General features: G+C 69.0%; 23 protein-coding genes and 1 tRNA gene. 7 read left to right on the top strand and 17 right to left on the bottom strand.

Annotation, left to right across the window (positions count from 1 at the left end):
- Positions 1–3: 3 nt before the first annotated feature.
- The 9 genes from PSR88_RS04575 to PSR88_RS04535 all read right to left on the bottom strand — a co-directional run bounded on the left by PSR88_RS04575 (position 4) and on the right by PSR88_RS04535 (position 10,512).
- Positions 4–1,158, bottom strand: a complete 1,155-nt coding sequence (locus PSR88_RS04575) for a metallophosphoesterase (protein ID WP_016880779.1) — start codon at positions 1,156–1,158, stop codon at positions 4–6.
- The gene (locus PSR88_RS04570; protein WP_237723879.1) at positions 1,155–2,885 is read right to left on the bottom strand and encodes a substrate-binding domain-containing protein; all 1,731 of its coding nucleotides are present in this window, start codon (positions 2,883–2,885) and stop codon (positions 1,155–1,157) included. The genes PSR88_RS04575 and PSR88_RS04570 overlap by 4 nt, the downstream gene beginning before the upstream one ends.
- A 193-nt stretch (positions 2,886–3,078) precedes the next feature.
- The gene (locus PSR88_RS04565) at positions 3,079–5,262 is read right to left on the bottom strand and encodes a malate synthase G (protein ID WP_342338061.1); all 2,184 of its coding nucleotides are present in this window, start codon (positions 5,260–5,262) and stop codon (positions 3,079–3,081) included.
- A gap of 122 nt (positions 5,263–5,384) precedes the next feature.
- Complete coding sequence (locus PSR88_RS04560; RefSeq protein WP_011594111.1) at positions 5,385–6,350, bottom strand: sulfite exporter TauE/SafE family protein; 966 nt, start codon at positions 6,348–6,350, stop codon at positions 5,385–5,387.
- 262 nt (positions 6,351–6,612) lie between these two features.
- Entirely contained in the window at positions 6,613–7,857 is a 1,245-nt protein-coding gene (locus PSR88_RS04555) for a saccharopine dehydrogenase family protein (RefSeq protein WP_011594110.1), read from the bottom strand.
- 36 nt (positions 7,858–7,893) lie between these two features.
- Entirely contained in the window at positions 7,894–8,301 is a 408-nt protein-coding gene (locus PSR88_RS04550) for a DUF2784 domain-containing protein (RefSeq protein WP_009473569.1), read from the bottom strand.
- Positions 8,302–8,378: 77 nt separating this feature from the next.
- On the bottom strand, positions 8,379–8,795 hold the full coding sequence (locus PSR88_RS04545) for a universal stress protein (RefSeq protein ID WP_009473568.1): 417 nt from the start codon (positions 8,793–8,795) through the stop codon (positions 8,379–8,381).
- A gap of 104 nt (positions 8,796–8,899) precedes the next feature.
- The gene (locus tag PSR88_RS04540; RefSeq protein ID WP_009473567.1) at positions 8,900–10,354 is read right to left on the bottom strand and encodes an SDR family oxidoreductase; all 1,455 of its coding nucleotides are present in this window, start codon (positions 10,352–10,354) and stop codon (positions 8,900–8,902) included.
- Between the two features lie 72 nt (positions 10,355–10,426).
- Positions 10,427–10,512 (bottom strand) — tRNA-Leu (locus PSR88_RS04535).
- Between the two features lie 111 nt (positions 10,513–10,623).
- On the opposite strand from PSR88_RS04535, the gene PSR88_RS04530 reads away from it, so the two are divergent.
- Positions 10,624–11,976, top strand: a complete 1,353-nt coding sequence (locus tag PSR88_RS04530) for a M20/M25/M40 family metallo-hydrolase (protein WP_011594108.1) — start codon at positions 10,624–10,626, stop codon at positions 11,974–11,976.
- Between the two features lie 34 nt (positions 11,977–12,010).
- On the top strand, positions 12,011–12,541 hold the full coding sequence (locus PSR88_RS04525; RefSeq protein ID WP_016880775.1) for a YbhB/YbcL family Raf kinase inhibitor-like protein: 531 nt from the start codon (positions 12,011–12,013) through the stop codon (positions 12,539–12,541).
- Positions 12,542–12,618: 77 nt separating this feature from the next.
- Here PSR88_RS04525 and PSR88_RS04520 read toward each other — a convergent pair whose 3' ends face one another.
- From PSR88_RS04520 to PSR88_RS04510, 3 genes are read right to left on the bottom strand one after another with little or no spacing between them, the layout of a single operon-like run.
- The gene (locus tag PSR88_RS04520; RefSeq protein ID WP_009473564.1) at positions 12,619–13,689 is read right to left on the bottom strand and encodes a quinone-dependent dihydroorotate dehydrogenase; all 1,071 of its coding nucleotides are present in this window, start codon (positions 13,687–13,689) and stop codon (positions 12,619–12,621) included.
- 10 nt (positions 13,690–13,699) lie between these two features.
- Positions 13,700–13,939 carry a DUF5703 family protein gene (locus PSR88_RS04515; protein ID WP_009473563.1) on the bottom strand — a complete coding sequence of 80 codons (240 nt, stop codon included), beginning with the start codon at positions 13,937–13,939 and terminating at the stop codon, positions 13,700–13,702.
- Complete coding sequence (locus PSR88_RS04510) at positions 13,940–14,950, bottom strand: hypothetical protein (RefSeq protein WP_016880774.1); 1,011 nt, start codon at positions 14,948–14,950, stop codon at positions 13,940–13,942.
- A gap of 184 nt (positions 14,951–15,134) precedes the next feature.
- Here PSR88_RS04510 and PSR88_RS04505 point away from each other — a divergent pair, with 184 nt between their 5' ends.
- Positions 15,135–15,488, top strand: coding sequence for a hypothetical protein (locus PSR88_RS04505; protein WP_011594105.1), 354 nt, complete (start codon positions 15,135–15,137; stop codon positions 15,486–15,488).
- A gap of 10 nt (positions 15,489–15,498) precedes the next feature.
- Here PSR88_RS04505 and PSR88_RS04500 read toward each other — a convergent pair whose 3' ends face one another.
- From PSR88_RS04500 to PSR88_RS04480, 5 genes are all read right to left on the bottom strand, one after another.
- Positions 15,499–16,377, bottom strand: coding sequence for a heme ABC transporter ATP-binding protein (locus PSR88_RS04500; RefSeq protein ID WP_029538152.1), 879 nt, complete (start codon positions 16,375–16,377; stop codon positions 15,499–15,501).
- Positions 16,374–17,447: a FecCD family ABC transporter permease gene (locus PSR88_RS04495; RefSeq protein WP_016880772.1), complete on the bottom strand. Its 1,074-nt coding sequence runs from the start codon at positions 17,445–17,447 to the stop codon at positions 16,374–16,376. The genes PSR88_RS04500 and PSR88_RS04495 overlap by 4 nt, the downstream gene beginning before the upstream one ends.
- Complete coding sequence (locus PSR88_RS04490; protein ID WP_016880771.1) at positions 17,444–18,484, bottom strand: hemin ABC transporter substrate-binding protein; 1,041 nt, start codon at positions 18,482–18,484, stop codon at positions 17,444–17,446. Before PSR88_RS04490 ends, PSR88_RS04495 begins: the two co-directional genes overlap by 4 nt.
- Positions 18,481–19,167, bottom strand: a complete 687-nt coding sequence (locus PSR88_RS04485) for a heme oxygenase (biliverdin-producing) (RefSeq protein ID WP_011594102.1) — start codon at positions 19,165–19,167, stop codon at positions 18,481–18,483. The genes PSR88_RS04490 and PSR88_RS04485 overlap by 4 nt, the downstream gene beginning before the upstream one ends.
- 98 nt (positions 19,168–19,265) lie before the next feature.
- On the bottom strand, positions 19,266–20,195 hold the full coding sequence (locus tag PSR88_RS04480) for an aldo/keto reductase (RefSeq protein WP_009473556.1): 930 nt from the start codon (positions 20,193–20,195) through the stop codon (positions 19,266–19,268).
- A 234-nt stretch (positions 20,196–20,429) separates the two neighbouring features.
- Here PSR88_RS04480 and PSR88_RS04475 point away from each other — a divergent pair, with 234 nt between their 5' ends.
- The 4 genes from PSR88_RS04475 to PSR88_RS04460 all read left to right on the top strand — a co-directional run bounded on the left by PSR88_RS04475 (position 20,430) and on the right by PSR88_RS04460 (position 23,567).
- Positions 20,430–21,275 carry an undecaprenyl-diphosphate phosphatase gene (locus PSR88_RS04475; RefSeq protein WP_009473554.1) on the top strand — a complete coding sequence of 282 codons (846 nt, stop codon included), beginning with the start codon at positions 20,430–20,432 and terminating at the stop codon, positions 21,273–21,275.
- A 40-nt stretch (positions 21,276–21,315) separates the two neighbouring features.
- Positions 21,316–22,014, top strand: coding sequence for a histidine phosphatase family protein (locus PSR88_RS04470; protein WP_011594100.1), 699 nt, complete (start codon positions 21,316–21,318; stop codon positions 22,012–22,014).
- Positions 22,015–22,166: 152 nt separating this feature from the next.
- Positions 22,167–22,760 carry a DUF3090 domain-containing protein gene (locus PSR88_RS04465; RefSeq protein WP_005243068.1) on the top strand — a complete coding sequence of 198 codons (594 nt, stop codon included), beginning with the start codon at positions 22,167–22,169 and terminating at the stop codon, positions 22,758–22,760.
- Between the two features lie 3 nt (positions 22,761–22,763).
- A complete protein-coding gene (locus PSR88_RS04460) occupies positions 22,764–23,567 on the top strand; it encodes an SCO1664 family protein (RefSeq protein ID WP_016880770.1) in 804 nt (267 codons plus the stop codon).
- Positions 23,568–23,626: the final 59 nt, after the last annotated feature.

Raw genomic sequence — 23,626 nt, 5'->3', positions numbered from 1 at the left:
CGCTCAGTCCTCGCGCACCAGCTCCAGGATCGTGATCTCCGGTGGGGCGCCCACCCGCACGGGCGGACCCCACGTGCCTACACCGCGTGTCGTGTAGAGGATGGTGTTCCCGATGCGGTCCAGTCCCGTCACCGACGGCTGCTGCAGCGGCACCAGATAACGCAGCGGCCACATCTGCCCACCGTGCGTGTGCCCCGACAGTTGCAGGTCGACACCGAGGTCGGACGCTTCGAGTGCCTGCCGCGGTTCGTGCGCGAGCAGCACGACGAACGTCGACGGGTCGCGTCCGGCGAGCGCGGCCGGAAGATCGGGTTCGTACGGGGTCGGCGAGGAATAGTCGTGGATGCCCGCGATGTCGAGGGTGGCGCCGCCCCGGGTGATCGTCGCGCGCTCGTTGCGTAGCGTCCGGATGCCCAGCCGGTCCCACACGTCCAGCCACCGGCCACCGTCGTCGGCGTAGAACTCGTGATTGCCGCTGACACCGAACACTCCGAGCGGGGCCTCGAGGTCGCCGAGCGGTTGCAGATCGGACGACACCTTGGCGACGGTCCCGTCGACCAGATCGCCCGCGATCGCGACGAGATCCGGCTGCTCCGCGTTCACCAGGTCGACGACCCGCCGGGTGAAATCCACTCCTCGCGCCGGGCCGACGTGAAGGTCGGACACGAGCGCCACACGCACACCGTCGAACTCGGCGGGCAGACGCTTCAGCGGCACCCGAACCCGCACGATCCGAGGCCGCGCGGCCTCCGACACCCCGTAACCGGCGGCGCCGACGGCACCCACCACGACGACGGTGGTGGCGATGCGCAGGCTTCGCCGCCGCGACAGATCGACCTGTTCGTCGTTCCCGGTGCCGCGCAGGCGGCCGAACAGCCGCGTCAGCAGCGACACCAACGCGACCAGGAGAAGCCCGAGCACCAGATAGAACATCGCGCCGAGCCACACCCAGCCCACCCACCCCGGGGGACGCGCCCATCCCGGATCGAAGGCTTCGCCGCTGCCGACGCCGATGACCGCGAGAACCCACAGGACCACGAGGGTCACGTCGACGGCCACCGACCAGGGCCGGCCCAGCCCGGTGGCCCGCACGAGTCGCCGATGGAGCCACCACGTGACGAGTGCGAGGAAGACCGCGAAGACCAGGAGCCTCGTCACGACAGCAGCTTACTGATCGCGGTCGGCAGTGCCGCGCCGTCCGAGGACGCGACCTTCTCCAGCGACCCGCCGGTGCGATCGGCCAACGCCTGCAACGTGTTGAGGTCGGAGTTCTCGCCGATCGTCACGACGTCGATGCGCACCGGCTTCGACGTGCTCGAGGCCGCCGCGATAGCGGACAGCAGATCCGCGCGCGCAACGGAGTCGTCGTTGGCGCCGTCGGTGACGAGCAGCACCGAGTTGGTCCGGCCCGGCGAGTATCCGTCGACCGCGCTCTTGTACGCCGCTTCGAGCGACGTGTACGTCGAGGACCCGGTAGCGGGTGTCGCCTCGGCGAGCCGGGCGTCGAGTGCCTGCCTGCGGGTGCCCTCCGTGAAACCGCCCGCCGATAGGGGGCCGGTCGCGACCACGGTCGTGTACGGCCGCGACCCGTCGAGCGTCGTGCTGTACTCCCACAGCCCGAGGTTCGACGAGTCCGGAGAACGGTCCACGTGGGCTGCGAGCGCTGCCGTCGTGTTCGCCAGGCGCGTCGCCGTCCCCTCGCGCTCTCCCATCGAGCTGGAAACGTCGAGCAGGACGGTGGAGGTGCGGGGGGTGATCGGATTCCGGATCACCTGCATCAGCTCGGCCGCAGCGGCCGCGTCCGCGGGAACGAGGGTGGATTCGAAACCGGGAAAGGCCAGCGCGGTGTCGTCGGGCCGGGCCAGTCCCTCGACCCGGAACCCGGCGTCGGCCAAGACCTGCGCCTGTTCGGGTCGACGGACGAACTCCGCGAACTGTGCGGCGGCGCGGCTCTGCGTCTCGTCGACGGACGGGCCCGCGAGGACGGCCGCCGGGTGATCTGCCACGGGTGTCGGGCCTTTCGGCATCGATGTGGTGATGTCTGCTCCGGGTGCGTCGCGCAGGGCCTGGTAGACCTGCTGTTCGGTGGCCGCAACCGCGTGGATGCCGGAGGTGGCAGGATCGCCCTGCTCGGCCAGCGCGGTGAGCGCCTCCCGCGTCGTCGCGGGCTTCGTCCCCGACGACGCCTCGTAGCCGAGCGCCAGACCGGTGAGTGCCGACGTGACGGGAGCGGAACGAGCCTGCTCCTCCGTCACCGGACCCGTGGGGCTTCCCGTGACCGCGGCTGCGACCGATTCGACTGCCGTCTCCGTGCTCTCGGCGCCGGGGCCGACGGGGAGCGCCATGCCCAGGCTGCCCCAGCCCGGCAGGCCGAGAGTCGCGAGGGAGTCGCGGCCGGTCTGCAGCGACGGCAAGTCCTTCCAGTCGATCGCCGGTTCGCCCGGCGCGTTCGCGAACGCCGTCCGGACCGCGAGCACGACGGGACTGGTCGCCACGGGACGCGCTTCGCCGCTGATGACGCCGGTCGCCGACAGCTGCTTGACGGAATGCGAGCTCGACGGAATCCACAGAGCGGGGCGAGGCCCGAGTGCCGCTGCGTCCCACGGGCCGTCCGGCCCCGCGGACAAGGCGTCGCGCACGGTGTCGGACGCGACGGCAGTGACCGTCACCGACACGCACTGATCGCGGATCACCGGAGCAGTCTCCGTGAAATGGTCGGCGAGAGTCTGGAGCTGGGGTGCGATGTCCGGATCCGCCGCGACCGCGAGCACGGATTCGCCTTCGACGCAGGCGCCCGCGGCAGCCACGCCCTGATCGGTAATCCGGTCACGCAACTGGAACCAGCCCACCACACCCGCCGCGATCACGACGACGAGACCGAGCACGATCAAAGGCCCCCTGCTGATACCCCTGGCGCGCGATTCGCCGCGATGCTGCCCCACGTGCTATCCAGCCCCTGTCCGACGAGTTCGACGTTGACCCTCGCAGTGTAGTGATGCGCAGGATCACCCCGGCCTGACACGTGAGTGGCGAAGCGTCCCGCGGGACGCTTCGCCACTCACGTGGGGAAACTACCGGTCAGGCGTTGGCTGCTTTGTATTCGCGGCGGCGGCGGTGCAGGATCGGTTCGGTGTAGCCGGAGGGTTGGGTGGTGCCGTCGAGGATGAGTTCCTTCGCGGCCTGGAAGGCGATGTTGGTGTCGAAGTCCGGGGCCAGGGGCCGGTAGGTGGGGTCGTTCTGGTTCTGCCGGTCCACGATCGGGGCCATCCGTTGCAGTGACTGCACGACCTGGTCGGCGGTGACCACGCCGTGCCGGATCCAGTTCGCCAGCAGCTGGGAGGAGATGCGGAGGGTGGCGCGGTCTTCCATCAGGGCGACGTCGTGGATGTCGGGGACCTTGGAGCAGCCGACGCCGGCGTCGATCCAGCGGACCACGTAGCCGAGGATGGACTGGCAGTTGTTGTCGAGTTCTTCCTGCTTCTCGGCGTCGGACCAGTCGGTGCTGGGGGCGAGGGGGATGGTGAGGATCTCGTCGAGGGTGGCCCGCCGGGTGCCCTTCAGCTGGTTTTGGACGGCGACGACGTCGACCTGGTGGTAGTGGGTGGCGTGCAGGGTGGCCCCGGTCGGGGACGGCACCCATGCGGTGTTCGCGCCGGCCTTGGGGTGGCCGATCTTCTGGTCGAGCATCTCGGCCATCAGCTCGGTCATCGCCCACATGCCCTTGCCGATCTGCGCCCGCCCCTGCAGCCCGCAGGCGAGCCCGACATCGACGTTCCAGTCCTCGTAGGCGGTGATCCAGGTCTGCTTCTTCATCTCGGCCTTGCGGATCATCGGCCCGGCCTCCATCGAGGTGTGGATCTCGTCGCCGGTGCGGTCGAGGAACCCGGTGTTGATGAACACCACCCGCTCCCGGGCTTCGTTGATGCAGGCGGCGAGGTTGACGGTGGTGCGGCGTTCCTCGTCCATGATGCCGACCTTGAGGGTGTTGGCGGGCAGCCCGAGGACCTGCTCGACGCGGCCGAACAGTTCGGTGGTGAACGCGACCTCGTCGGGGCCGTGCTGCTTGGGTTTGACGATGTAGATCGACCCGGTGCGGGAGTTGACCAACGGCCCCGTCGCCTCGCCCGTGCTGAGTCCGTGGACGGCGCACAGGGAGGTGATCAGGGCGTCGAGGATGCCCTCGGGGATTTCGGTGCCGTCGCCGTGCAGGATCGCCGGGGTGGTCATCAGGTGCCCGACGTTGCGGACGAACAGCAGCGACCGCCCGTGCAGGGTGAGCTCGGACCCGTCCGGGGCGGTGTAGGTGCGGTCCGGGTTGAGGCGGCGGGTGAACGCGGTGCCGCCCTTGGTCATCTCCTCGGTCAGGTCGCCGCGGTTGAGGCCCAGCCAGTTGCGGTAGCCGATCACCTTGTCGTCGGCGTCGACGGCGGCGACGGAGTCCTCGAAGTCCATGATGGTGGTGACCGCGGACTCGAGCACCACGTCCTTGACCCCGGCGGTGTCGGTGGACCCGATCGGGGAGGTGGGGTCGATCTGGATTTCCGCGTGCAACCCGTGATTGCGCAGCAGCACACTGGTCGGGGCGGCCGGGTCGCCGAGGTAGCCGACGAACTTACCCGGCTCCGCCAGCCCGGTGACGGTGCCGTCGGCGAGCTGCACGGTCAGGGCGGTGCCGTCGACGGTGTAGCGGGCGGCGTCGGCGTGCGACCCCTGCGCGAGGGGGGCGGCGGTGTCGAGGAAGGTGCGGGCCCAGGCGATGACCCGGTCGCCGCGGACCTTGTTGTAGGTGGCGCCCGCCTCCGCGCCGCCGTCGTCGGGGATGGCGTTGGTGCCGTACAGGGCGTCGTACAGCGACCCCCACCGGGCGTTGGAGGCGTTCAGCGCGAAGCGGGCGTTGAGGACCGGGACCACCAGCTGCGGGCCGGCGGTGGCGGTGATCTCGGTGTCCACGTTCGCCGTGGACACCTCGAAGGGGGCCGGTTCGGGCACCAGGTACCCGATCTCGGTCAGGAACGCCTTGTACTCGGCCGGGTCGATCGCCGTCCCGGTCCGGTCGCGGTGCCAGCCGTCGATCCGGGCCTGCAGGTCGTCGCGGGTGGACAGCAGGGCCTTGTTCTTCGGCGCCAGCTCGTCGATCACCGCGGCCGCACCCGACCAGAACCCGTCGGCGTCCACCCCGGTCCCGGGCAGCGCCTCCTCGTTCACGAAGTCGTAGAGCACCTTCGCGACCTGCAGACCGCCGACCTCAACACGCTCAGTCATGAAATGCCTCACTGTTCCGCACTTGGAGCACCGGACGGGTGCCACGAACCGCAACCAATGTTACCCGCTGGTAAGGATGCGGTGTGGCAGATGTCCTGCGGAGGGGAGGGTGGGAGGTGAGGTCAGGCCTTCTCGCCGGTGGACGGCTCCAGCGACGGGGCTTCCGACTCGATCGGCGTGTCGTTCTCTGAGTCGATCCGGTGCAGATCGCCCGCGGCCTCTGCCGCGCTGAGACGCGAGCGGCGCCAGGCGACGACCAGCAGTCCGGCCCACACCGCGACGAGAGCGAGGTACCCCAGGGTCGCGGCGACGCCGGTCACCTCGAACGTCTTGAACAGCTTCTGCGCGTTGGTGATGATGATGATGCCGCCGACACCGGTACCCAGAAGGGTCGCGGGCACCCGGCTGACGAGCCACGCGGCGAGCGGGGCGGCGATGATGCCGCCGAGGGCCAGCCCCGCGATGATGGGGATGTTGTCGAAGAAGTCGCTGCCGAGACCGAAGATGAAACCGATGCTGGCCGCGGCGGACACCAGGAACTCCGACGCGCTGACCGAACCGATGACGGTGCGCGGTGCGGTCTTGCCGCGCGAGAGCAGCGTGCTGGTGGTGATCGGCCCCCAGCCGCCGCCGCCGCTCGCGTCGATGAATCCACCGAACAGTCCGAGCGGTGACAGGAACTTCGCCGTGTGCGGCGACGTCCGGGCGTCGTTGACGGCGGGAGGACGGATGGAGAAGCGGAGGAGGACGTAGATACCGATCGCCAGCAGGATCGTCGACGTCACGGGAACGGCGGCGGCCGTCGACAACTGGGACAGCACCGTCGCACCGAGGAACGCGCCGGCGGCGCCGGGGACGCCGAGGCGCAGGACGAGGGACCAGTCGATGTTGCGGAACCGCCAGTGCGACGCGCCGGAGGCGAGTGTGGTGCCGACCTCGGCGAAATGCACTGCTGCGCTGGCGTGTGCCGGTCCGACGCCGCTGAACACGAGCAGGGTGGTCGCAGTCACGCCGAAGGCCATGCCGAGAGCGCCGTCGACCAGCTGGGCACCCACGCCGACCAGCGTGAAAATCAAGAGTTTGAACATCGAGACTCCGACCGAGAGAGCGAACCGTCAGGGCAGCAAAGACCAGCGAGCAGGCTGGTCAGCAACATCCCTGGTCGAAGGCATGGCCTCGGCGGGAGGGCCAGAAGGGCATGAGGGCGAGCGAGGCCGCGGGGCCTGCCTGCGCGCTCGTGCCGTTCACTCGGACTCCCGTGTCTCTCGTCGCGTGCGCGGCTGTCCGCGCACAAGGGTCGACATTAGCGGGAGGGGTGGGCGCGTGTCATCTTCACACGCGCCCAACCGCTCACAGTTTGCGTGCAGAGATCTCGAAGCCCGCGTCGCGCAGCCGTGTCACCAGGACGTCGCCCAGTGCCGTCGCGGGGGTGAGGACACCGGTGGCGTCCGGTAGTGCATCGCCGCCGAGGGCGAGGCTCAACGCGGATTCGCCGAGCATCACCGCGGTGGCGCTGTATCCGGGGTCGCCCTTCGCCTTCACCCGCGACGTATAGCGCGCGCCCGTGCTGGTGGTCGTGTACACGTCCATGGTGAAGTGGCCCTTGCGTTGCGCCTCCTCGCTGGGACCGTCGCCCGGTGAGGGCAGAACGCGGTCGAGGACGTACCGGGTGGGCGGGAGGGCCATTCCGACGATCATCCCGCCGAGGCCCGCGGCCACCGCACCCGCGATCACCGGTGTGATCGGGGAGCTCCCGACATTCATGACCTCCCGGTATTTGAACTTCCGGCCGTAGGCCCAGTCGCGGAGCGCGTTGCTGCGGCGCACGACGCGCGTGTTGTAGGGGCCCATGAAGAAGGGTGCCTTCCACCCCTTCAGACCGGGCGCGATGTCCTCGCCCTTGACCACGCTCATGTCGGATTGCTTGCCGAGGTCCGGTTCCTTCGAGCGGTCGGGGCTCATGGAGTACGGCGAAGCCGCGAGACGGCGTAGCGCCGGATCCTTCTTCGATACGTCCACCTGCGTGCGCAGCGAATCGATCGTGCCGCCGCTGACGCCGCCCCGCACGGACGTGACCACCAGCGTGGTGTCGGTGAGTTCGCCGGCGCCGTCCTCCTGGACCTTCTCGTGCAGGACGTGCACCCCGAGATCGGACGGAATGGAGTCGAATCCACAGGAATGGACGATGCGGGCGCCGGTCTCGCGGGCCCGTTCGTGGTTGGCGTCGATGCTCTCGCGGACGAACAACACCTCCCCCGTGAGGTCGACGTAGTCGGTGCCCGCCTCGGCGCAGACCGAGGCGAGGGCGTGACCGTACTTGGCGTAGGGCCCGACCGTCGTCGCGACCACGCGGGTGCGTGCCGCCAACGCTGCGAGTGACGCGGCGTCGTCGGAGTTCGCGACGATGACGGGCCACTCGGCCGCGCGAGGTCCGAGCGAGGACCGCACCGCTTCGAGCTTGGCGGCTGTGCGCCCCGCGAGCGCGATCCGCACGCCTTCTGGTGCGTGCTGTGCGAGATAGTCGGCCAGAAGCTTGCCGACGAAGCCGGTGGCCCCGTACACGACGAGGTCCAATTCACGTGCGCTGTCTGTCATGGCACGACCCTACTCGGCGGTAGGGTAAGGACGCGCTCAGGCTCCGGTGCCGCCCGGATGGGTGGGTGCGAGGGGCACCCGGGTGCGGAGTCGCAGGACGACGTAGCCGACCCACGAGGTGACGACGCCGAGCGCGACGAGAGTTTGGATCGCTCCCGCGGCGGATTCCGGGTAGACGACCCCGGTGAGGTAGTGGGAGATGAACCCGGACGAGGGGAGTGGGTCCTGCCCGGCGCGGACCCGGGCCCAGCTCTCCACATGCGTCAGCGGACAGTCGATGCCGACGAGGAGACCGGTGAATCCCCAGGCCACCGCAGCGAGGTGGAGGGCGATGGTGCGCGGCCAGTGCCAGGCGAGAAACCCGCCGCACACGACGTAGAGGATGAAGATCAGGTGCGCGACGGCAGTGGCGTCGGCGACGACCTCGTAGAAGACGCTCCCCATCGATGCACCCCTGACATCCGAAGTTCCCCCCTACGCCATCGTAGGCGTCGCCCGGCCGGATCCGCCGGGTAACGGGCTCAGGCGGTGCCGCGCACGTCTTCCTTGACCACCAGAATCGGAATGTCGACCTCGAGCAGGAGGCGCTGCAGCCACCGTTCCAGGAGGAACTTGCCGATCGGGGACATCCGCCGGGTACCCACGACGAGCAGATCCGCACCGCTGCTGTCGACCAGCGCGCACAGTGCGCTCACCTGATCGCCGTCGTGTTCGTTGGTGCGCAGTTCCCACGACGACTCGCCGACCCCGCCGCCCTCGAGCGTCGCCTGGATCTCGGCGCGCAAGGCGGACCGGTCGGACTCGGCGTCCTGCCCGGGGTCGTCGTCGAGGACGTGGAGGACGAGCAGCTGTTCCCGTCGTTGCACAGCCTCGCGGGCGGCGTGGACGATGGCCGCCCGGCCTTCCGGGCTGTCTCGGTGGACAACGGCTATCGCCATGAAGCGCCTCCATTTGCAGGTATCGGTACGACCCTATTATCCCCGTGCCGGAGAGTGCTGCGGCTGTGTCGATGCTCTCGTAGGCGGACCCGAGCGGTGCTCGATCACCAGGGTGAGGGTTCGTAGTCCTTCAGGAAGCAGCCGTGGAGATCGACGCCCTGCTCGCCCTGGACGATGGGGTCGTAGACGCGGGCGGCGCCGTCGACGAGGTCGAGGGGGGCGTGGAAACCCTCGTCGGCCAGGCGCATCTTGGTGTAATGCGGCCGCTCGTCGGTGATCCATCCGGTGTCCACCGCGGTCATGAGGATGCCGTCGTCGAGCATCTCCTTGGCGCTGGTGCGGGTGAGCATGTTCAGCGCGGCCTTCGCCATATTGGTGTGCGGGTGCCCCGGACCCTTGTAGGCGCGGCTGAACTGGCCCTCCATCGCGGAGACGTTCACCACGTACTTGCGTCGGGCGCCTGCGGCCGCCATCGCGGGCCGCAGTCGGGACACGAGGATGAACGGGGCGACCGAGTTGCACAACTGCACCTCGAGCAGCTCGATCGGGTCGACTTCCTCGACCGTCTGGACCCAGCTGTTCGTGTGCGCGAGGTCGGGCAGGAGTCCGCCGGCGTCGATCGCCAGACCCTGGTCGATGCGATCGGGGGATGCCGACTTCGCGACCAGTGCGAGTGAGCTCACCGCGTCGGGGGACAGTGCGGCGCCCGCCATCGCGGACACGTCGGACAGCGAACCGGCGAGTGCCGCCGGGTGGGCGTCGCTCGTCTTGCCGAACGTCAGGACGTCGGGCAGGTCGCCGGAGGGAAGGGCGCCGGACTCGGCATCGGCGAGCGCGCTGTAGGCGCCGGGGGAACGTCGCACCGTCTGTGCGGCGTTGTTGATCAGGATGTCCAGCGGGCCCTGCGCGGCTACGGAGTCGGCCAGCGCGACGACCTGCGCCGGGTCGCGCAGATCGATACCGACGACGCGCAGCCGGTGGATCCACTCGCTGCTGTCCTCCATCGCCTTGAACCGGCGGATGGCGTCGTTGGGGAAGCGTGTCGTGATCGTCGTGTGGGCTCCGTCGCGGAGCAACCGCAGCGCGATGTACATGCCGATCTTGGCGCGACCGCCGGTCAGCAGCGCCCGGCGTCCGGTGAGGTCGGCGCGCGCGTCCCGCTTGGCACGGCTCTTCGCCGCGCAGTCGGGGCACAGCTGGTGGTAGAAGGCGTCGACCCGGGTGTACCGCTGCTTGCAGATGTAGCACGGGCGGGGCCGGATCAGGGTGCCCGCGGATGCGCCGTCGGCGTTCGACGTGAGGGGGATGCCCGCGGTCTCGTCGTCGATCCGATCGGGGGAACCGGTGGCGGTCGCGGCGACGACCTGACGGTCGGCCTCGGAGACGGCGTCGCGGGCCGCGATCCGCCTGCGCTTCTTCAACTTCTTGAAGAGGTGACCGACGGCGCGCTGGACCGTGACGGCATCGGGATCCGCGTCGTCGAGTTCCGCCGCCTGATCGAGAACCTTCAGGCAGATTTCGAGATCCGCCGGATCGATCGTCGTCGCTGTTTCACCCATCGAACTTCGCCCTCTCACGAAGAAGGCCCCGGTTCGATGAACCGGGGCCTTTTCGTCTGTCTCAACTCAGAGTGTCCGAGGGGGGACTTGAACCCCCACGTCCGTTAATAGGACACTAGCACCTCAAGCTAGCGCGTCTGCCATTCCGCCACTCGGACTTCCCTGCCCCCATTTCCTGGGTGCTGCAAAAGATTAACCGATGAACCGCCACGGCCCAAATCGCCCCTCTCACCTGAGCGTTTCCGCTGCTGCGGTGGTAGGAAAGTGGAGTGCCAACTACACAGGAAACCGCAGGCCAGGGTCGCGCCGAAGCCGAAGTCGTGGATCTCGTCAGTTCATTGATCCGCTTCGACACGTCCAACACCGGAGAGCTCGCCACGACGAAGGGCGAACGCGAGTGTGCGGAGTGGGTGGCGGCCCAGCTGCAGGAAGTGGGTTACGAGACCGAGTACGTGGAGTCGGGTGCGCCGGGCCGCGGCAACGTGTTCGCGCGGCTGAAGGGCTCGAACCCCGACCGTGGCGCCCTCATGCTGCACGGCCACCTCGACGTCGTTCCCGCCGAGCCGGCCGACTGGCGCGTCCACCCGTTCTCCGGAGCCGTCGAGGACGGATACGTGTGGGGTCGCGGCGCCGTCGACATGAAGGACATGGTCGGGATGATCCTGGCGGTGGCCCGCCAGTTCAAGGCCGAGGGAATCGTTCCTCCCCGCGACCTCGTGTTCGCCTTCGTCGCCGACGAGGAGGCCGGTGGCAAGTACGGCTGCCAGTGGCTCGTCGAGAATCGTCCCGATCTGTTCGAGGGTGTGACGGAAGCGGTCGGTGAGGTCGGCGGTTTCTCCCTGACCGTTCCGCGACCGGACGGCACCGACCGCAGGCTCTATCTCGTCGAGACCGCTGAGAAGGGTCTCGGATGGATGCGGCTGACGGCAAAGGGCCGGGCCGGGCACGGTTCGTTCCTGCACACCGACAACGCCGTCACCATCCTGGCGCAGGCGGTCGCCCGGCTGGGTGCGCACACCTTCCCGTTGGTCATCTCCGATTCGGTGGCCGAATTCCTCGAAGCGGCGGGTGCGGAGACCGGACTCGACTTCGACCCGAAGTCGCCCGACCTCGACGGCACCCTCGCGAAACTCGGCACCATCGCCAACATCATCGGCGCCACCCTCCGTGACACCGCGAACCCGACCATGCTCTCGGCCGGCTACAAGGCCAACGTCATCCCGCAGACCGCGGAGGCCGTCGTCGACTGCCGGATCCTGCCCGGCAGGCAGGCCGAGTTCGAGGCGACTGTCGACGAGCTCATCGGACCGGACGTCCAGCGTGAATGGATCACGAAGCTCGATTCCTACGAGACGACCTTCGACGGGCATCTGGTCGACGCCATGAACGACGCGATCCTCGCGCACGATCCCGGTGCCCGGACCGTGCCCTACATGCTGTCGGGTGGAACCGACGCCAAGGCGTTCGCGAAGCTCGGCATCCGGTGCTTCGGGTTCGCTCCGCTGCAGCTGCCCGCCGACCTGGATTTCAGCGCGTTGTTCCACGGTGTCGACGAACGGGTACCGGTCGACGCACTACTGTTCGGTACACGCGTGCTGGAACATTTTCTGCTCCACAGCTGATCCGAGAACCGATACGCGACAAGAGAGGAAACGCATGTCACACGACCCGTACGAGGCACTTCCCGACCTGCCGAGTTTCGAGCTGACCTCCACCGACGTCACCGACGGGCAGCCGCTGAACAAGGAGCAGGTCAGCGGGATCTTCGGCGCCGGCGGCTACGACAACTCACCGCAGCTGTCGTGGTCGGGGTTCCCCGCCGAGACCAAGAGCTTCGCGGTGACGGTGTACGACCCCGACGCGCCGACGGCGTCCGGATTCTGGCACTGGGCTGTTGCCAACATTCCGGCCGACACGACCACGCTGGTGAGCGGTGCAGGCGACGACGACGGAACCGGGCTCCCGAGCGGTGCGATCACGCTGAAGAACGACGCCGGATTGCGTCGCTTCCTCGGCGCGGCCCCGCCGGAAGGGCACGGTCCGCACCGCTACATCTTCGTGGTCCACGCGCTCGACGTGGAGACCCTCGACGGGGTCACGGCCGATTCGACACCGGCATTCCTGGGTTTCAACCTGTTCTCGCATGCGATCGCTCGCGCGACGATCCAGGGGACATACGAGCAGTAGCTCGGCAACTCCGGAAAGACACGGGTGGCCGGCGAATCCTCTGGATTCGCCGGCCACCGGTCTGTGTGCGGTCCGTGTCAGCGAACGGCGCCGGCGCCGACCGCATCGGCGACGGAGGAGTAGCCGGCCTCGCGCACCTTCCGGGCCAGCCCCTTGTGGATGCGGCGCGCCCAGAACGGCCCGCCGTAGATGAATCCGGTGTAACCCTGCACGAGGGACGCCCCGGCCAGGATCCGTTCCCATGCCTGGTCGACGGTCTCGATGCCGCCGACGGAGATCAGCACCAGACGATCACCCACCCGCGCGTGCAGGCGGCGGAGGACCTCGAGGGATCGTTCGGCGACCGGAGGTCCCGACAACCCGCCCGCGCCGATCGCCGACACCTCGGCGTCCGGGGTGTTCAGCCCGTCTCGGCGGATCGTCGTGTTGGTCGCGACAATGCCCGCCAGGCCGAGTTCGAGCGCGAGATCCGCGACCGCGTCGACGTCGTCGTCGGACAGGTCGGGTGCGATCTTCACGAGAACCGGGACGGTCACGCAGTCGAGAACGGCACGCAGGAGAGGCCGGAGAGATTCGACGGCCTGCAGGTCCCGCAGTCCCGGGGTGTTCGGGGAGCTGACGTTGACCACCATGAAATCGGCCAGCGGGCCGAGCAGTTGCGCGCTCGCCGTGTAGTCGGCCGGCGCGTCGGCGGCGTCGACGATCTTGGTCTTGCCGATGTTCGCGCCGATCGGGACACCGGCCCGGCGCTGACGGAGATGATTGGCGGCATTGCCTGCGCCGTGATTGTTGAAACCCATCCGGTTGATCAGGGCGCGGTCCGCGGGCAGCCGGAACAGGCGGGGCGCCGGGTTGCCGGGCTGCGCCTGGGCGGTGACGGTGCCCACCTCGGCGAACCCGAAGCCGAGGGGCCCCCACGCGTCGACGCCGGTCGCATCCTTGTCGAACCCGGCGGCGAGCCCGAGCGGCGCCGGGAAGTCGAGTCCGAACACGGTGTTCCGCAGTACCGGATCGTCCACGACGAGGACCTTGCCGACGAGCTGACGCAGTGGCGAGAACCGCGTGACCAGGCGCATCGCAGCGAAGGCCAGGTGATGGATCCGCTCCGGAGGAAGGCGGAACATCACCCGTAACAGCAGGTGGTACAAGGAGGTCTCCCTAGATTGCGGGGTCGGGGACATGGTGAGCGGTCTTCCTTCGTTTGAGCAGCACACGGCGGCTTCCGTCGGAGTACAGGCGGACCCGGGACAGCTCCCAGCCACCGAATTCCGCCTGGATGGCCAACCTCATCGAAGCGCTGATGCGGGTGACGTCGGGTGGCAGCCGAAGCGGCACGTACTCGTAGTCCTCGGATTCGATCTCCCACCCGGAGGGGAGTCGACGTGAATGCGATGCCATCTACGAACTCCTCGTCGGGATCTGCTGTAGGCCGTCTCCCGTCGCGGAACCGATCAGGAGGTCACCGTTCACGGTATCCACAGTGACAGAGTTCGGCTGCCGGACGGTGGGATACCGCGCCGTTTCCACGCCGACACCACTCGACAGGTCGAATCCGACCACTTCGTTGGTCTCGGTCAGCGTGACCCACGCGCGGTCGGCGGTGTCGTCGTAGGCGACGGCGTACGGCGCGAGCCCGGCGGGGAACCGCTGGCGGAGCATCAGTGTGTCGGTGGTGTAGGCGAGCAGTTCGTCGCCGGTGGTGTCGGTGACGAGGATTCGTCCGTAGTGATCGGTCGTGAGCTGAGTCGCGCCTTCACCGGCGCGCAGCGCGACTCCGAGCGCGGCACCGGGGACGTCGATGGCGGTGACGGACGTCTGCCCTCGGTCGAGAGCGGTGAGCGAGTCGCCGACGACGGCAAGTCCGTCGACGGACGTGAGACCGCCGATCACCTGTGACTCGTTCGTCTCGGTGTTGACGATGTGAATCTCGCCATTGCCCAGGCCCATCGCCAGCCGTCCGTCGGGCAGTTGGGCCACCGACCGGACGTCGCCGTCGGCGGGGACGAACGTCACCTCGCCGGTGCGCAGGTCCAGGCGTCCTACCTGGGTGTTCATGGCGAGCAGCGCCACACCACCGGGGGCGAGGGAGACCTGCGCGACGGTGGCGTCCAACGGAATCACCCGCGCAGCCGCCGCGAAATCGCCGGCCGGGAACAGCAGGATCTGGTTGCCTTCGCCTCCCAGTACGACGGTCGTGCGGGTCTCGGGGTCGAAGGTGGTGGACTCGATCGGCAGACCGACAGGGTGGACGACACCGGCAGGCGTGGTGTTCTGGGCCGGCGACTGCGCGGCACTCGCGGGCGCAATGGTGATCGCCTGATCCTCGTCGGAGTTCGAAGAACAGCCCGTGACCAGTAGAAATGCCACTCCGATACACGAGGCGACGACGCGCGCTCCCGGTCTACCCATGTGCTGCTCCTCGGGGTTCTCTCATCGACCTACACCTGTACAACTGCCCACAAGCATCCCTGATCGGCGAAACGCCCACGAATGCGGTCGGTGCCGAGCGGGTGCCGAGGCGATACCGTGAGAAACATCGACCCCGCGCCCGGCGGTCTCCCGATCGCCGGCCCAGGTCATCGAGGAGAAGACCGTGGAAATACCCGAAACACCGACGTTCACCGTCGAAGACGTCACGGTAGGACCGCACGCACACGGCTTCGGCCGGACCGCAGAAGGTAACTCCTACGCATTCCGGGTGCGCAAAAGCACGATGCACGTCGAGGTCTACCGCGCCGACGTGGAAACCGAGGTCCCGGCTCCGGACGACATCGTGGCGTCTGCGCGACGCTCGGTCCGGGAGATCGACCTGACCGATGAACGCAGCATCGTCGCCGTCGTGAGAGATGCCGTGTCCGATCCCGATTCCCACCTGGCAGGACCGGAGGACGGGATCACCGTCCGTGCGGTACTCAGCCGTCTCGGGGCCGTCATCGACGGGTTGTGACCCCCGCGGTCTAGCGCTGATCGCGGCGGGGGAGGACGAGGGTCGCACCGGTCACCGGGTGCTCGATGACCTCGACGGGGTGCCCGTACACCCGGGTCAGCAATTCCTCGGACAAGACGTCGGCGGGAGGGCCGTCCGCGGCGACACGTCCCTGCTCGAGGACCACGATCCGGTCCGCGTACGCGGCGGCGAGCGCGAGGTCGTGGAGGACGACCACCACCGCGGTGCCCTGCTCCGCGCGGGAGCGGGCGAGACGCATCACGGTCTCCTGGTGCCCGAGGTCGAGGGCGGCGGTGGGCTCGTCGAGCAGGATCGTCTCGGTGCGCTGCGCCAGCACCCGCGCCAGAGCTACCCGGGCACGTTCGCCACCCGACAGCGCGGTGAACGGCCGGTCGGCGAACGCCACGACGTCGCAGATCCGCATGGCCTCGGCGATCGCGACGGCGTCGTCGTCGGAGCGGGGGGTGCGTGCCCACGGTGAGCGGCCCATCGTGATCACCTGACGTGCGGTGAACGAGAATCCGACCGTGTTCTGCTGGGGAAGGACCGCCCGGCGCTGGGCCATCTCGAGCGCCGTCCACTCGCCGAGGTCCCGGTCGTCGAGGTGCACGGTTCCCGTGTGCACGTCCTGATCGCCCGACAGCGCCGCGAGGAGCGTCGACTTGCCCGCCCCGTTGGGGCCGACGAGAACGAGGACCTCGCCGATCCGCACGTCCACGGACACGTCGTCGAGCACGGGCCTGCCCCCGCGGGTGACCGCGATGCCGTCCGCCCGCAGCGTCACCGCCCCCGACGGGCGCGGCGGGGGCACCGGGTCGGTCCGTCGGAACAGGCTCTGCTCGATGGCCTCGCCGACCCGGGTGCGGAGCGGGTGGAATGCCGGACTCATGCCCACCCGCCCTGACTGGCCCGGGTGCGGCGCAGCAACCAGAAGAAGAACGGCCCGCCGACCAGGGCCGTCAGCATGCCGAGCGGGAGGTCCGCGTTCGCCACGAGCGACCGGGCGCCCAGGTCGGCGAGGAGCAGCACGAGCGAACCGCACAGCGCGCTCGCCGGGATCAGGGCCCGGTAGCCCGGCCCGACGGCGATGCGCATCAGGTGCGGGACCACCAAGCCCACGAACAGGATGATGCCGGTGAAGGCCACGCTGGACGAGACGAGCAGGGCGACGATCAGCACGGCGATCTGACGTAGCCGCTCGACGTCGAGGCCGAGGTGCCGGGCCGCGCTCTCGCCGAGAGACAGCAGGTCGAGTTTCCCGGCGATCATCATCGTGGCGGCGATCCCGGCGACGGTCATCGGCGCCACCACCGCGACCGCGTTCCAGGTGGCCCCGTTGAGGCTGCCCAGTTGCCAGAACACGATCTGATCGCGCGCCGCGGGGGACGCGACGAACGTGAAGAAGGCGATGAGGCCGCCGGCGAACGCGTTGACCGCCACACCGGTGAGGACGAGGGTGACCACCTCGGTGCGGCCCTCGTGCCGGGCGAGGACGTACACGGCGACGGTGGTGATCAGTCCGGCGACGAAGGCGGCCGCGGCCACCGTCCACCCGGCCGCGAACGCGCCGCCGACCACGATGGCGGCGCTGGCGCCGACCGCGGCTCCTGCCGACACCCCGATGACGCCGGGTTCGGCGAGCGGGTTGGCGAACACACCCTGCAGCAGCGCTCCCGCGCATCCGAGCGCCGCCCCGACCAGGATGGCGAGGACCACGCGCGGGAACCGGACCTCCCACAGCGTCACCTCACCGCTGGGATGCGCAGGCATCGGCCCGAGATCCAATCCGACGCGGTGCAGGATGCTGCCGAGAACCTCTCCGGGTCCGGTCGGCACCTGTCCGATGCAGGCCGACAGGACGGCGGCGACAGCAAGGGCGATCAGCAGACCGCCGAGGACGGCACCGGTTCGAGTGCGTGAGGAGGGCTTACCCGGAGCGTGGAGGTCTTCGACGGTCATGGATTGTCGGTCGGGTAGAGGGCGTCGGCCAGCGCGCCGAGTACACGCCCCGTGTTGGGGCCGAAGCTGAGCAGCACCCCGTCCTGCATGTCGACGACGCGCTGGTTCTTGCCCGCCGGAGTCTGCGCCACCCCGGGGATCTTCTCGAGTCCCTCGATGCCGCCGATCGATTCGAGCCCGCCCGTCATCATCAGGAGGACGTCGGGAGCGGCGGCGATCAGAGCCTCGCTGGTGATCGGCGCGAACTGCTGCGTGATGCCCGATGCGGTGCCGGCGTCGACTGCGCCGAGTGCGTCGATCAGCGAGTCGGCGCCCGACCCGGGGCCGCCGATCATGGTGATCGCGGTGCCGCGCAGATAGAGGAACGCGATCTTCAGGGGATCGTCGCCCTGGGGCGCGCGACTCCGGGCGGCCGCGATCTCACTCTCGGTGCGGGCCGCGAGTTCGCGACCCTGCTCGGGCACGCCGAGCGCATTCGCCACCGCCGTGATCTGATCGGGCACGCCCTCCAGGGTCCGCGTCGGATCGAAGAAGACGACCGGAATACCGGCTGCCCGCAGCTGATCCTGCACGGCCTGCGGGCCGATGCTGGTGTCGGTGAGGATCACCGTCGGCGCCAGGTCGAGGATGGCCTCGGCGTTGAGGGACTGCCCGCCCGGTGTCACCACCGGCACGTCCTGCGCGGCCGGGAACTCGGAGGCGATGTCCCGGCCCACCACGTTGTCGCCGAGTCCGAGTGCGAAGACCGTCTCGGTGAGCGTTCCATAGCGGTCCGCGGTCACGATCCGGCTCGCGTCCGTGATCGTCACGTCCACCCCGTCGAAACTGCGGACCGTGACGGGCAGCACCGGTGTGGCGGGGGACTCGAGGGGTTCGGGATTCAGGTCGTCGAGGACCGCCGTGCGCGCACCGCCGGTGCCGCCTGCGCTGTCACCGGCGCCGGATGTGCACGCCGTCACCGCTACCGCGGACACGAGAAGCAGGACGAGAACGGCGAACGGCGACCTGTCCGTGCGGGTCCGGAACACCGATCTCATCGTGCGAGGTACCGGTCGATGTCCGCTTCGAGGGCGGCGAACAGGTCGCCGTTGAGCCGGTAGGCGAGGTTGACCTCGTCGATCACCCGCTGCTGTTCCTCCGGAGTCAGGGGCGCGGCGTCGAGTTTCGCGCGGTAGGTGTCCTTGAACACCTTCGGTTTCGGGATCTCGTCGAAGATGTAGAACTGCAGACCGTCGGTGGTGTACCCGTACGCGCGTTCGAGCATGCGCCGGATGATCTGCCCACCGGACAGATCTCCCATGTACCGGATGTAGTGGTGCGCAACGAAACCGGCGGGCCATTCGTACGCCACCTCGCGGAGCCGCTCCACGTAGCGGGTGGTGGCGGGCAGCGCGGACACCGTCTCGCGCCACGACGGCCCGCGCAGGAACTCGAGATCCGCTTCCAGTGACGGAACCCGCAGCAGTTCGTCGTGGAGAAACGGCGACGCGACGGGGTTGCCGGTGTGGGTGCGCCCTGCGTCCTCGAGTTCGCGGTAGACGAGGTACGTCTGCGCGAGCAGTTCGGCGTAGCCGTCCGAGGTGAGTTCACCGGCGAGGAGGGCCCCGACGAAGCGGGACTGCTCCGTCTCCCGGTGAGCAGCGTCCGTCCCGGCCTTGATGCGCTCGGCGAAGCCGACGGTTCGGCGATCGGCCGCGTCGGCCTCGTTCAGCGTGGTCATGGACTCTCCTGCAGATCTACGGGCGTCGGCCGGTGGGCACCAGGTTAGCCTGCCCTGCACGTGAACTGCAGGTGCACGTCTGCCTGCTCCTGCACACGCTAGGCGCTGACGTCGTCGAGCGCCGCTGCGATCGCGGCAGGCAACTCCAGCTCCTCGGCGACGAGCACTCCGGTCAGCTGTGCGATGTCCCTCGCCCCGACGACCGCGCTCGCGACACCCGGACGATCGCGCGCCCACGCGAGCGCGACGGCCAGCGGGGACGTGCCGAGCCCGTCGGCCGCGGTCACGACCGCGTCGACCACTCGGACGGACGAGTCGCCGAGGTAACTCTGGACGTCCTGCGCGTGCGCGTCGTCGGCACCGCGGGAATCGACGGGGATCCCGTTGCGGTATTTGCCGGTCAGGACCCCGCGGGCGAGCGGCACCGCAGCGAACACACCGATACCGTGATGCGCCGCGGCCGGAACGAGTTCTTCCTCGACTCCCCGGGCGAGCAGCGAGTACTCCACCTGGGTGGCGACGAGCGTGGTGCCGCGGGACGCCCCTGCCGCGGTGGCCAGCTGCCACCCGAGGTAACCCCGCGCCCCGACGTACCGGACCCGGCCGCTCGCCACCGCGAAATCGAGTGTGGCGGCGACCTCGTCGACCGGCGTGAACGGATCCCAGGTGGCGACCTGCCACATGTCCAGGTAGTCGGTGCCGAGTTCGCGCAGGGTGGCGTCGAGCTGGGCGACGAGACCGCGTCGCGAGCAGTCGATCCGTGAGGGACCCGACGGGTTGATCCCGGAACTCGAGCTCAGGACGAGTTCCGTTCGCGGCACCACGTCGTCGAGCAGTTCCGCCAGGATCCGCTGCGCCACACCGTCGCCGTACGCGGGCGAGGTGTCGACGAGCGTTCCGCCCGCATCGACGAACGCCGCGATCTGCGCCGCGGCCTCGTCGCCGTCGGTGTCCCGACCCCACGTGAGCGTGCCCAGGCCGAGTCGTGACACTCGTAGCCCGCTTGCTCCGACCGATCTCTGTTCCATAACCGCCTGCGTCTCGTACCGTAGCTGCAACCCGGCGTCGCCCCCGAAGATGCTGGTGCCCCCCGGGACCGGTCACCACAGGTGCAGAGTAGTGGGGTATCGCGGGGCAGGGGTCCTGCCACGCCGGATTCTGCCGGAGGTCGCCCTCCCCGGTACCGTGGCGCCGGTGAATTACGAACGCGACATGGGAAATTGGCGTCAGAGCGGCACATTCGACCTCGGGACCGGTGAGTGATGGGCGAGGCGATGTCCTGGCTCCAGGCGATTGTCCTCGGTACGGTCCAGGGATTGACCGAGTTCCTGCCGATCTCCTCGTCCGGCCATCTCCGGATCGTGTCGGAGGTCTTCTTCGGTGACGACGCCGGTGCGTCCTTCACCGCCGTCACCCAGCTCGGCACCGAAGCCGCGGTGCTCATCTACTTCGCCCGCGACATCGGACGGATCATCGCCGGGTGGTTCCGGGGACTGTTCCACCCCGAGCATCGCGGTGACCTCGATTACCGGATGGGCTGGTATGTGATCATCGGCACGATCCCGGTGGGTGTCCTCGGTTTCCTGTTCAAGGACCAGATCCGCACGGGCGCCCGCAACCTGTGGCTGATCGCCACCATGCTGATCGTGTTCGCGTTGGTCATCGCGGCGGCCGAGTACTACGGGCGGAAGGTGCGTCCCGTCGAGGACCTGCGCGCCAAGGACGGCATCATCATGGGTTCGGCGCAGGCGCTCGCCCTGATCCCGGGCGTATCCCGGTCGGGCGGCACGATCAGTGCCGGACTCTTCCTCGGACTCACCCGCGAAGCCGCCGCGCGCTATTCGTTCCTCCTCGCCATCCCCGCGGTCGTCGCGTCCGGGCTGTTCAGCCTGCCCGACGCATTCGAACCGGCCGGTGAAGGCCTCAACGCGAGCGGCCCGCAGCTCCTCGTCGCCACTGTCATCGCGTTCGCCATCGGCTACGCGTCGATCGCGTGGCTGCTGCGGTTCGTCGTCGACCACTCGATGTACTGGTTCGTCGGCTACCGCATCATCCTCGGCGTGGTCGTCCTGTCGCTTCTCGCGACCGGCGTCGTGTCGGCCACCTGAGATCGGGCGGCCGGGGAGTGCACGACACTAGGCTGGGCCAATGACAGTTGTGCTGCTGCGCCACGGGCGGTCGACCTCGAACACCGCACACACGCTTGCCGGCCGGTCACCGGGAGTCGAACTCGACGACCGCGGCCGCGAGCAGGCGCAGGCCATCGTGTCCCGGCTCGCGGACGTTGCGATCGAGGAGATCGTGCACTCGCCGCTCGTGCGGTGCGAGCAGACCGTGGAGCCGCTCGCCCGGGCCCGGGGCCTGACCCCGGTGGTGGAACATCGGCTGGTCGAGGTCGACTACGGCGAGTGGACCGGTCGTGAGCTGAAGGTCCTGCTCGAGGAGCCGCTGTGGAAGATCGTGCAGCAGCACGCGTCCGCCGCAGTGTTCCCGGGAGGAGAAGGGCTGGCGCAGGTCCAGGCCCGGGCCGTCGCCGCGGTCCGGGAGCACGATGCGCGGCTCGCCGAACTGCACGGCCGGGACGTCGTGTGGGTGGCGTGCTCACACGGCGACGTCATCAAGTCGGTCCTCGCCGACGCCCTCGGCGCGCACCTCGACGGATTCCAGCGGATCGTCGCCGAGCCGGCCTCGATCAGCGTCGTCCGGTACACCTCCACCCGTCCGTACGTGCTGAAGATGAACGACACCGGCGCCGATCTGTCCGGAGTCAACACGCCACCCGTCTCCGGAGACGGGGCCCGCGCCGAAGTATCCGGATCGGTGCCCGGCGGGGAGGTCCGGCTGTGAGTATTAGGCGGACCCCGCCGGTGACGATTAGGCGGACCCCGCCGGTGACGATTGACGGATAATGAACGCAACATGCTGCGAGGAACAGTCCGAGACGGAACAACGAGTGGGCAGCGCCGCAGTAGGGCCCGGCTCCAGCTGAAGGAGGTGCAATGTCACGCGCAATTCACGTATTCCGCACTCCTGACCGATTCATTGCCGGGACGGTGGGTGAGCCCGGCGACAGGTCGTTCTACCTCCAGGCCGTACACGAGGCGCGAGTGATCAGCGTCCTGCTGGAGAAACAGCAGGTGCAGGTACTGGCCGACCGGATGGGGCTCCTCCTCGAGGAAGTGCACCGCCGGTTCGGGACGGAGGTTCCCCCGGAGGGGGCCGAACTCGACGACGCGAGCCCCCTCGTCACCCCGATCGACGCCGAGTTCCGGGTCGGCACGATGGGCCTGGGCTGGGACGCGGACGCCGGAGCCGTCGTGGTGGAACTGCTCGCCGTCAGTGAGACGGAGTTCGACGAGTCCGTCGTTCTCGACGACTCCGAGGACGGACCGGACGCCGTGCGCGTCTTCCTCACCCCGTTGCAGGCGCGGGACTTCTCGTTGCGCTCCGAACGGGTCATCGCCGCCGGGCGCGCGCCGTGCCCACTGTGCGGTGAGCCACTGGCCCCGGAAGGGCACATCTGCATCCGGACCAACGGGTACCGCCGAGGCCAGAGCTTCGGCCTCACCCCGGAGATGGACGAGGAGGACTGACGGGTGCCTGCCGAGGAGTCCGATCCTCTGGAGTCCGGCGAGCTGACCCTCATCGGCCAGATCACCCACGCCAGTAACGCCACCCTCGTGTGCGACGCAGTCGAGGGTGAGAACACCGTCCGCTGCGTGTACAAGCCCGTCCGCGGGGAGCGTCCATTGTGGGACTTCCCGGACGGCACGCTCGCCGGACGTGAATACGCGTCGTATCTCGTGTCCGAACAGCTCGGGTGGAGTGTGATTCCCCGCACTCTCCTGCGGGACGGTCCGTTCGGCCCGGGCATGGTGCAGCGGTGGGTCGACACCCCCGACCGGCACGCCGACGACACCGGCGGTCTCGACCTGGTCGACATCTGCGCTCCCGACGCCGTCCCCGAGGGGTGGTTCGAGATCCTGCGCGCCACCGACATGGACGGCGAACCGGTCGCGCTCATCCACGCCGACGACCCGCGGCTGCAGCGGATGGCGGTCCTCGACGTGCTGATCAACAACGCCGACCGCAAGGGCGGCCACGCACTCGAGGGGCTCGACGGTTCCGTTTACGGCGTCGACCACGGCATCTGCCTGCACACGGAGAACAAGCTGCGGACCGTGTTGTGGGGGTGGGCCGGGACGGAGGTGCCGGGCGCCCTCGTCGTCGACATCGCGGAACTGATCTCCTCGCTCGAGGGCGACTTCGGTGCGCGACTGGGCGAGCACATCACGTCCGGCGAGGTCGCCGCGCTGTACGAGCGTTCCGTGGACCTCCTCGCGGCGCCGGTGATGCCCCGGCCGAACGGTCACCGGCCGATTCCGTGGCCCGCGTTCTGACGGAGCCGTTCGGCGCCCGTGGGGGCGGCGGCTCCCTCCGAGGCGGAAATGCGGGTCCA

Source organism: Rhodococcus sp. DK176 (genome assembly GCF_038447315.2).
GTDB classification, from domain to species: domain Bacteria; phylum Actinomycetota; class Actinomycetes; order Mycobacteriales; family Mycobacteriaceae; genus Rhodococcus_F; species Rhodococcus_F jostii_A.
The sequence above is the reverse complement of the archived record's forward strand: the minus strand, read 5'-3'. Positions and strand labels throughout refer to the sequence as shown.

What these genes read in the sequence shown, in the direction of transcription:
- PSR88_RS04565 (WP_342338061.1), bottom strand. Translation starts at nt 5,262, where the DNA reads ATGACTGAGCGTGTTGAGGTCGGCGGTCTGCAGGTCGCGAAGGTGCTC.
- PSR88_RS04560 (WP_011594111.1), bottom strand. Translation starts at nt 6,350, where the DNA reads ATGTTCAAACTCTTGATTTTCACGCTGGTCGGCGTGGGTGCCCAGCTG.
- PSR88_RS04555 (WP_011594110.1), bottom strand. Translation starts at nt 7,857, where the DNA reads ATGACAGACAGCGCACGTGAATTGGACCTCGTCGTGTACGGGGCCACC.
- PSR88_RS04550 (WP_009473569.1), bottom strand. Translation starts at nt 8,301, where the DNA reads ATGGGGAGCGTCTTCTACGAGGTCGTCGCCGACGCCACTGCCGTCGCG.
- PSR88_RS04545 (WP_009473568.1), bottom strand. Translation starts at nt 8,795, where the DNA reads ATGGCGATAGCCGTTGTCCACCGAGACAGCCCGGAAGGCCGGGCGGCC.
- PSR88_RS04540 (WP_009473567.1), bottom strand. Translation starts at nt 10,354, where the DNA reads ATGGGTGAAACAGCGACGACGATCGATCCGGCGGATCTCGAAATCTGC.
- PSR88_RS04525 (WP_016880775.1), top strand. Translation starts at nt 12,011, where the DNA reads ATGTCACACGACCCGTACGAGGCACTTCCCGACCTGCCGAGTTTCGAG.
- PSR88_RS04515 (WP_009473563.1), bottom strand. Translation starts at nt 13,939, where the DNA reads ATGGCATCGCATTCACGTCGACTCCCCTCCGGGTGGGAGATCGAATCC.
- PSR88_RS04510 (WP_016880774.1), bottom strand. Translation starts at nt 14,950, where the DNA reads ATGGGTAGACCGGGAGCGCGCGTCGTCGCCTCGTGTATCGGAGTGGCA.
- PSR88_RS04500 (WP_029538152.1), bottom strand. Translation starts at nt 16,377, where the DNA reads ATGAGTCCGGCATTCCACCCGCTCCGCACCCGGGTCGGCGAGGCCATC.
- PSR88_RS04495 (WP_016880772.1), bottom strand. Translation starts at nt 17,447, where the DNA reads ATGACCGTCGAAGACCTCCACGCTCCGGGTAAGCCCTCCTCACGCACT.
- PSR88_RS04490 (WP_016880771.1), bottom strand. Translation starts at nt 18,484, where the DNA reads ATGAGATCGGTGTTCCGGACCCGCACGGACAGGTCGCCGTTCGCCGTT.
- PSR88_RS04485 (WP_011594102.1), bottom strand. Translation starts at nt 19,167, where the DNA reads ATGACCACGCTGAACGAGGCCGACGCGGCCGATCGCCGAACCGTCGGC.
- PSR88_RS04480 (WP_009473556.1), bottom strand. Translation starts at nt 20,195, where the DNA reads ATGGAACAGAGATCGGTCGGAGCAAGCGGGCTACGAGTGTCACGACTC.
- PSR88_RS04475 (WP_009473554.1), top strand. Translation starts at nt 20,430, where the DNA reads ATGGGCGAGGCGATGTCCTGGCTCCAGGCGATTGTCCTCGGTACGGTC.
- PSR88_RS04470 (WP_011594100.1), top strand. Translation starts at nt 21,316, where the DNA reads ATGACAGTTGTGCTGCTGCGCCACGGGCGGTCGACCTCGAACACCGCA.
- PSR88_RS04465 (WP_005243068.1), top strand. Translation starts at nt 22,167, where the DNA reads ATGTCACGCGCAATTCACGTATTCCGCACTCCTGACCGATTCATTGCC.